Genomic DNA, 1,094 nt, shown 5'->3' on the forward strand with positions numbered 1-1,094 from the left:
ATGCCCTATCGAAATGATGACGGCAATGATGTCCAAGCATCATGAGAGTCCATCCCTAACTCAATAGCCGGGTGTTGCACTCAGCCTCTGAAACCGCCGGGTTTAAAAGCCGCACACATCAATTCAGACAATGAAGACGAGTGGGTGTCCATCGAGCAATTGATCGAAGCAGACAACGTTGATGTTTTAATTATTTCGCCAGAGCGACTTGCCAATAGTCGATTTCGCGAAAAATCACTACCACAATTAGCTTCAAACATTTCCCTCCTGGTTGTAGACGAAGCCCATTGCATTTCCGACTGGGGGCATGATTTTAGACCGCACTACAGACTGCTGGAAAGAACAATAAAAAAGCTGCCTCCAAACATGAGAGTTCTGGCAACAACAGCGACTGCAAACGATCGAGTAATTAATGACCTCACTCATGTATTAGGCCCTGATATTGAGATATCACGTGGCGACTTGAACCGCGCCTCACTGACGCTGCAAACTCTATACATACCGAACCAGGCACAACGAATGGCCTGGATCGCAGAACACCTGAACTGTTTGAAAGGCAGTGGAATCATATATGCTCTCACGGTGCGCGATGCGGAAGAACTTACCCGATGGTTGAAGCACAAGGGCTTTGCCGTTGAGGCGTATACGGGGCAAACGGAAGACCGGGCAGCCATTGAAAAAAACCTTGATGACAATCTGCTGAAAGCCGTCGTCGCCACGACGGCATTGGGAATGGGCTATGACAAACCTGACCTGTCATTCGTCATACACTACCAGATGCCAGGTTCCGTCGTAGCCTATTATCAACAAGTCGGGCGAGCGGGTCGGGCATTACCTGACGCCTACGGCATTCTACTTTATGGTGATGAAAAAAAAAGCGTAAATAACTTTTTCATCGACAATGCGTTTCCGTCTCCAGCTCTGGTGGAAAAGATAATAGCTGTATTGACTGAACATCGAGACGGCTTAACGGTGCCGACACTTATGAAGTGGCGGTTTCAGAGGCTGAGTGCAACACCCGGCTATTGAGTTAGGGATGGACTCTCATGATGCTTGGACATCATTTCCGTCATCATTTCGATAGGGCATCTGTA

At 48.1% G+C, this 1,094-nt stretch carries 1 protein-coding gene; it reads left to right on the top strand.

The window, feature by feature from the left end; all coding sequences use genetic code 11:
* The first annotated feature begins 117 nt into the window (after positions 1-117).
* On the top strand, positions 118-1,029 hold the full coding sequence (locus tag DW49_RS1000000129740) for a helicase-related protein (RefSeq protein WP_338109215.1): 912 nt from the start codon (positions 118-120) through the stop codon (positions 1,027-1,029).
* The last annotated feature ends 65 nt before the right edge of the window (positions 1,030-1,094 follow it).

The organism is Pseudomonas avellanae BPIC 631 (assembly GCF_000444135.1).
Taxonomy (GTDB): domain Bacteria; phylum Pseudomonadota; class Gammaproteobacteria; order Pseudomonadales; family Pseudomonadaceae; genus Aquipseudomonas; species Aquipseudomonas avellanae.